Annotated in this window: 6 protein-coding genes; all 6 read right to left on the reverse strand. The window is 40.8% G+C overall.

Annotated features, from left to right (window positions below; translation table 11 throughout):
- Window positions 1-1,404 (reverse strand): Asp-tRNA(Asn)/Glu-tRNA(Gln) amidotransferase subunit GatA (gene gatA / locus BAZSYMA_RS09275; protein ID WP_090718419.1); only part of this gene is annotated, 1,404 nt, incomplete at its 3' end.
- Between the two features lie 11 nt (window positions 1,405-1,415).
- Window positions 1,416-1,697: an Asp-tRNA(Asn)/Glu-tRNA(Gln) amidotransferase subunit GatC gene (gene gatC / locus BAZSYMA_RS09280; protein WP_338152909.1), complete on the reverse strand. Its 282-nt coding sequence runs from the start codon at window positions 1,695-1,697 to the stop codon at window positions 1,416-1,418.
- Between the two features lie 12 nt (window positions 1,698-1,709).
- Complete coding sequence (locus tag BAZSYMA_RS09285; RefSeq protein WP_090718407.1) at window positions 1,710-2,324, reverse strand: hypothetical protein; 615 nt, start codon at window positions 2,322-2,324, stop codon at window positions 1,710-1,712.
- A complete protein-coding gene (gene aroB, locus BAZSYMA_RS09290; protein ID WP_090718410.1) occupies window positions 2,321-3,397 on the reverse strand; it encodes a 3-dehydroquinate synthase in 1,077 nt (358 codons plus the stop codon). The genes BAZSYMA_RS09285 and aroB overlap by 4 nt, the downstream gene beginning before the upstream one ends.
- 6 nt (window positions 3,398-3,403) lie before the next feature.
- Window positions 3,404-6,175, reverse strand: a complete 2,772-nt coding sequence (ileS, locus tag BAZSYMA_RS09295; RefSeq protein ID WP_090718413.1) for an isoleucine--tRNA ligase — start codon at window positions 6,173-6,175, stop codon at window positions 3,404-3,406.
- Window positions 6,176-6,241: 66 nt separating this feature from the next.
- Window positions 6,242-6,983: pseudouridine synthase (locus tag BAZSYMA_RS09300; RefSeq protein ID WP_241502615.1), on the reverse strand; the 742-nt coding region annotated here is incomplete at its 5' end.

The raw sequence follows: 6,983 nt of genomic DNA on the forward strand, positions 1-6,983 counted from the left end.
CTGTTGAAATTGATGGGCGATATTAAGGAGTTTTGACTCAGACCAGTAATCACCAATCATCTGCAAACCGACTGGTAGTTTCTGCGAAAAACCTGCTGGTATGCTCATCCCTGGCAAACCTGCAAGGTTTGCACTCAAGGTATAAATATCGGCCAAGTACATAGATACTGGGTCCTTGAATGAACCTAAGTCAAATGCGGTAGTGGGGCTGACGGGGCCCATAATTACATCCACCTTTTTAAAGGCTTCTTTAAAATCATTGCTAATAAGGTGTCTGGTTTTTTGTGCTTTAAAATAATAGGCATCATAATAGCCGGCAGAGAGTGCGTAAGTACCAATCATAATGCGGCGTTTGACTTCTTCGCCGAAGCCTTCGGTGCGAGAGCGAAGGTAGAGGTCTTCTAGGTCTGTTGGGTCGGTGCAACGATGACCGAAACGCACACCGTCCATTCTGGACAGATTGGATGAGCATTCACAAGGGGCGACGATGTAATAAGTGGGGATGGCGTATTTTGAATTGGGGAGTGATATTTCTTTGACACTGACACCCAATGCTTCAAACTCTTTCACAGCAGCCATAGTTGCAGAAGCAACGCCATCATCCAGCCCTTCTGAGAAAAACTCTTTTGGTAAGCCAATGGTTAGACCTTTAATAGAATTATTGAGTGACTGCGTATAGTCCTCAACATCACGCTGTGCACTGGTAGAGTCTTTCTCATCAAAACCTGCCATCACATTGAGCACCAATGCTGCATCTTTGGCTGTTTGTGTTATTGGCCCTGCTTGGTCAAGACTTGAAGCATAAGCAATCATACCGTAACGAGAGATACATCCATAAGTTGGCTTTAAGCCCGTAATACCGCATAGACTTGATGGCTGACGAATAGAGCCACCTGTATCAGTACCCGTTGCAAAAGGTACTAAACGATCAGCAACCGCAGCAGCAGAGCCGCCTGATGAGCCACCTGGGGATTTGTTTTTGTTCCATGGATTTTTAACCGCGCCATAAAATGAATTTTCATTGCTTGAACCCATAGCAAACTCATCCATATTGGTTTTACCCAACATCACTAGGTCTGCTTGATTAAATTTATGAGTAACAGTCGCATCATAAGGTGCGATAAAGTTATCCAGCATTTTAGAGCCTGCAGAGGTTTTTATGCCATTGGTACAAAAGATATCTTTATGTGCGTAAGGGATACCTGTCAATAGCCCTGCATTACCTTTGGCAATTTTCTCATCAGCGGCTTGCGCTTGTTTTATTGCTGCTTCGTCGGTTATGGTGATAAATGCATTTAGGTCTGAGGCATTAATTCTATCCAGATAATTCTGCGTTAATTCAACAGAAGAAAATTCCTTACTCTTTAGCCCTTGCGCTAGCTCAGCGATCGTTTTATTGTGAATACCCATACTACTCAATCACTGTTGGCACCAAATAATGCTGTTTGCCAATTTTTGGTGCAATTGACTGGAAAGACTTTGACCTGGTCTTCTTCTGTAACTTTGTCTTCTCTAAGGCGCTGAGTCATATGTAGTGGATGCGCCATTGGCGTAACATCATCGGTATCAATCTCGCCTAATTGTTCAGCAAGTGTCAAAATATTGTTCAAATCTTGCATGGTTGCATCAAATACATCGCTATCAATGCTAAGTTTGGCCAGATGCGCAATCTGCTTGAGTTGGGTGTTATCAATCATGCCAATATTTTGTTATAGAAATGGCACTGAATTAAAAACACTCATTGGCTTGCCAAAAGAAGAGCGCAGTGTAGAGATATCACGCTGCATCCATAGCATTGATTTTTGCATACCAATCATATTGTTGTTCATTTCTTGCATATTCGCCAACATTGGCTTAAGTGCACCCATCTTGGCATTGATTTGCGCCATATTGGTAGAAATGCTGTCTAAATTATCAAGTTTTTTGGCAACAATCATCATGTTTTTACTAACACTGGAAAAATCTTTTTGCATTTCCCCAACTGATTGACTCATTCGTGCGACATTTTTTGATAAATTATCAATACTAACAACCATAGAAGACATATTGCCACCCATTTTAGGGTCCATTGCCTTGGCTAACTTGGTCATATCTTGTGTAATTGAATAAATAATCATAAATCCACCAAATGCCAACAAACTAAAAACAATTAACGAAGGCATAAAGAAACGCTCAAATTTAGTATTTGTGCGTTTGTCTGCGTGTTCTTCCACACTTTCTAGCATTTTTTCCAAGTCAGAAATACTAGTACTGATCATTACATCATCATCGTTAATCGCATCACTCTTAATACCTTCATTTTCTTTAATGTCTTTATCACTCATAAAAAATCCTTAATTGTTTGCTCTAAATTATGTTGCTGATAATCGTTACTAATGAATGCTTGCCCTATTTTTTTCATCAAAACAAGACGAATCTCCCCATCAATGGCTTTCTTGTCAACGCTCATTGCAGCCATAAAATCTTGGTAGTCTATTTTACTGCTGATAGTTATAGGTAGATTGACTTTTTGCAATAAATACTCAACTTGTTGCACCTCTTTATCAGTGATAAAGCCCTCTAATGCCGACAACTTAGCTGCCATTAGCATACCCACGGAGATTGCTTCTCCGTGCAAATAAACACCATAGCCCAATGTATTTTCAATCGCATGCCCAAAGGTATGCCCTAAATTGAGTAGCGCACGCTTACCAGCTTCCAACTCATCTTGCGCCACAATATCAGCTTTGTCAAAGCAAGATTGATATACAGCCTCAATGATTAAACCTTTATCCCTAGCCATTAAGCCGTCTACCTTATTTTGCAGATAAGTTAAAAAATCCGCATTACCTAATAAGCCATACTTAATCACTTCAGCCAGCCCTGCTGAGTATTGTTGGTTGTCCAAAGTGTCCAAGGTATTGACATCAATCACCACGCATTTTGGCTGATAAAAGCTGCCTATCATATTCTTACCCAATGCGTGATTTACCCCTGTCTTGCCACCCACACTGGAATCAACTTGTGAAAGCAAAGTGGTTGGAATTTGAATAAAATCCACACCGCGCTGATAACTCGCTGCCGCAAAACCTGTCATATCACCAATAACACCGCCACCTAAGGCAATCAGCATTGAGGAGCGGTCAAAACGCACCTCTAATAACGCTGTGAATATTGTATTAAGCGTGTCTAGCGTTTTATACGCTTCACCATCGGGCAAAATAACCTCAGCCACTGTAAAAGAGGAAAGCAAGGTCTTCACCTTGGCAAGATAAAGTGGGGCAACGGTTGTGTTAGTCACAATCATCACTTGCTTGCCAGAAATATGATTGGTGAGTAATTCCTTTTGGTTAAGCAAATTCTGCCCAATATAAATTGGGTAAGATTTTTCGCCTAAATCAAGATTGAGTGTTTTCATTATGGATTATGCAAATTTTCTTTCTTCACCATCACCCACGACATTTTCCACGCAACGACTACAAAGTTCAGAATGCTCATTATTATTGCCAATGTCTTCACGATGATGCCAACAGCGTACGCATTTCTCGTGCTTAGACTCAATAACTTTGATGAATACGCCTGCGCCCGCTTCAACACAATCATCAATTTTTTTGCTAATTGGATGAATTCTAGCGTAAGAAGTAATAAATACAAAACGCAATTCATCGCCTAATTTTTCTAACAATTTACAAGTGTTATCATCACAATAAATATCCACTTCAGCATCTAATGATGAGCCAATGACTTTATCGTTGCGCATTTGCTCCATTTGTTTACGAATAAATGGGTTGATAGCACGCGCGATATCAATCGCCTTATTGCTGTAATTCTCATTAAGTTCCTGATACCACTCTTGCAAGAAAATACTGTCTGTCTTTTCATTGGGCATACTTTGCCAAATCTCTTCTGCTGTGAATGACAATACTGGCGCCAACCAACGCACCATTGCTTCTAAAATATGATTGAGCGCTGTTTGTGCACTGCGTCTGGCGACTGAGTTTTCCTGTGTGGTGTATTGTCTATCCTTAATAACATCCAAATAAAAACCACCCAAGTCATTGCTACAAAAATTCAAAATTAACTGTATTACTTGATGAAAATTATATTGCCCATACGCTTGCAAAATTTGAATTTGCAAATTGGCAGTTTTTGCCATTATCCATTTATCTAAATCTAGGACTTGATTGTCATCAAGTTGATGTATTTTAGGATCAAATCCAGTGGTATTCGCCAACATAAAACGCATGGTATTGCGAATGCGGCGATACGAATCTGCACTGCGTTTTAGGATTTCATCACTCACCGTCATCTCGCCAGTATAATCTGCTCCTGCAATCCACAAGCGCAGGATATCTGCACCGAGATTATTCACCACCTTTTGTGGACTCATCACATTGCCAAGCGACTTAGACATTTTCTTGCCGTGTTTATCAACGGTAAAGCCATGCGTTAATACTTGCTTATAAGGCGCTTTGCCATTGATGGCAACTGATGAGATTAACGAAGACTGGAACCAACCGCGATGCTGGTCTGAGCCTTCAAGATATAAATCTGCTACATCAGATAACTCGTCTCTTTGCTTTAAAACCGCAAAATGCGAAACCCCTGAATCAAACCACACATCTAGTGTGTCGGTAGTTTTATCGTAGTCTTTAGCCTCGGCGCCTAAGAAATCTTCAATATCAGATTCAAACCACGCTTCAATGCCACTCTTTTCAATTTTATCTGCCACTTTAATAAATAACGCTTGCGTATCTGGATGTAATTCACCCGTTTGTTTGTGTACAAATAGTGTAATTGGCACGCCCCAAAAACGCTGCCTGGAGATACACCAATCTGGACGATTACCCACCATCAGTTCAATGCGTTTTTTACCCCAATCAGGAATCCAATTGACTTTCGGGATTTCCCTATTCACTGCATCACGCAAGCCATTTTGCTGCATAGAGATAAACCACTGCGGCGTTGCACGGAAAATCACCGGCGTTTTATGACGCCAGCAATGCGGATAAGAATGTTGCAAGAGCTCATGCTTAACCAGCGTATTTGTATTTTCTAAAATTTCAATAACACTGGCATTCGCCTTAAAAATAAACTGCCCGCCCAATAATTCTGTGTTTTCAAAAAACACGCCACGACTATCTACAGGACATTCAACAGGCAAGCCGTATTTCAAGCCCACTGCGTAATCTTCTTGACCGTGCGCAGGTGCTGTGTGTACTGCGCCTGTTCCTGCGTCAATAGTCACATGCTCGCCCAAAATCACAGGCACTTGCTTGTCATAAAATGGGTGTTGTGCTTTTAAACCTTCAATTTCACTACCTGAAAAAGTTTTCTCACCAACAGTAGCACCTTGTATGTCGTAACGAGAAAGTGCATTTTCAGCTAAGGCTTGTGCCAACAATAAATACTCATCACCCGTATCAACCAATACATAGTTCAGCTCAGGGTGTAGCGCAACTGCTTCATTCGCAGGCAGCGTCCAAGGTGTGGTCGTCCAAATAACGATGGATACTGGCTTATCAACACCAAACAGTGTGCTGTCAATCAAGGTGAATTTAACATCAATCGCATCGGATTGCTTGTCTTGGTATTCAACTTCTGCTTCAGCTAATGCAGAGCCACACTCAGTACACCAATGCACAGGCTTGTAGCCTTTAGCAACATGGTTGTTCTCAACTATCTTGCCTAATGCACGGACAATATCCGCTTCATAACCAAAGTCTTTGGTCAAATAAGGGTTATCCCAATCACCCAAAATACCCAAGCGCTGAAAATCTTGTTTTTGTTTATTAACTTGCGTATCGGCATATTTTCTGCACTCTGCTCTAAATGAATTAGCATCAATCTTGTGTCCAACTTTGCCTTTTTTCTTTTCAACATTCAGTTCAATCGGCAAACCATGACAATCCCAACCTGGGACATATGGTGCGTCAAAGCCCGACAATGATTTAGACTTAATAATAATATCTTTAAGTACTTTATTAACAGCATGGCCAATATGAATATCGCCATTTGCATACGGAGGACCGTCGTGCAAAATAAACTTTGGCTTATCCTCATTGTTCTTGCGAATTTGAGCGTATAAGCCATCATCTTGCCATTTTTGTAAGAATCCACCCTCTCGATTAGCGAGATTTGCCTTCATGGCAAATTTAGTGGCAGGTAAATTTAGTGTGGATTTGTAATCAGACATTAATACTTAGAGAATAGTAATATTAAAGGCGTCATTATACTTGATGAACACCTTATATGACTTGATTTACTTCTGCAAATTAACCATGTCTAATAGTAGTTTTACTTGCCCAGGCTTGAGAGTATCGACTTGGTTTGCCCTGAGATTATCTGGCAGACGAATTTCACCAAAACGAATGCGGATTAAGCGCGATACTTTAAAGCCTAGTGATTCCCATAAGCGACGCACTTCACGCTTGCGCCCTTCTTTCAACACCACTTTATACCAACGATTTGCACCTTGTCCACCACCAACAGATACACGCGTAAATTTGGCAAAGCCATCATCTAATTCAATACCATCTGTTAATTGCTGCAAATCTTCTGGTTCAACTTTTCCCAAGACCCTAACTGCGTATTCTCTATCAATCTCAGAACTTGGGCGCATGAGTTTGTTGGCTAAATCGCCATTATTGGTGAATAGCAACAAGCCTGAGGTGTTTAAATCTAGTCGCCCTACCATTACCCAACGCGACTCTTTGGGTAATAAATCAAAAACACTCTTGCGCCCTTTCTCGTCTTTGTTAGAGCAGATAACCCCTGCTTGTTTATTCAGAATAATAACTTTGATTTCTTCCTCTTGATAACGCGTAAGGTCAATTTTTCGCCCATCAATCTTAACTGTGTCTGTTATTTGCGCCTTATCACCAATACTAGCGGTTTTGTTGTTAACTTCGATGCGTCCTTGCTCAATCAGCCTCTCCGCCCAACGGCGTGAACCATAACCAGCTGTGGCAATCAATTTTTGTAGTCTATCCATAATTAAAATT

This window comes from Bathymodiolus azoricus thioautotrophic gill symbiont (assembly GCF_001298715.1).
In the GTDB taxonomy this organism is placed as follows: domain Bacteria; phylum Pseudomonadota; class Gammaproteobacteria; order PS1; family Pseudothioglobaceae; genus Thiodubiliella.

Bases quoted from the DNA above. Each gene is read 5' to 3' on its own strand.
- gatC (WP_338152909.1), bottom strand. From the start codon at position 1,697: ATGATTGATAACACCCAACTCAAGCAGATTGCGCATCTGGCCAAACTT.
- BAZSYMA_RS09285 (WP_090718407.1), bottom strand. From the start codon at position 2,324: ATGAGTGATAAAGACATTAAAGAAAATGAAGGTATTAAGAGTGATGCG.
- aroB (WP_090718410.1), bottom strand. From the start codon at position 3,397: ATGAAAACACTCAATCTTGATTTAGGCGAAAAATCTTACCCAATTTAT.
- ileS (WP_090718413.1), bottom strand. From the start codon at position 6,175: ATGTCTGATTACAAATCCACACTAAATTTACCTGCCACTAAATTTGCC.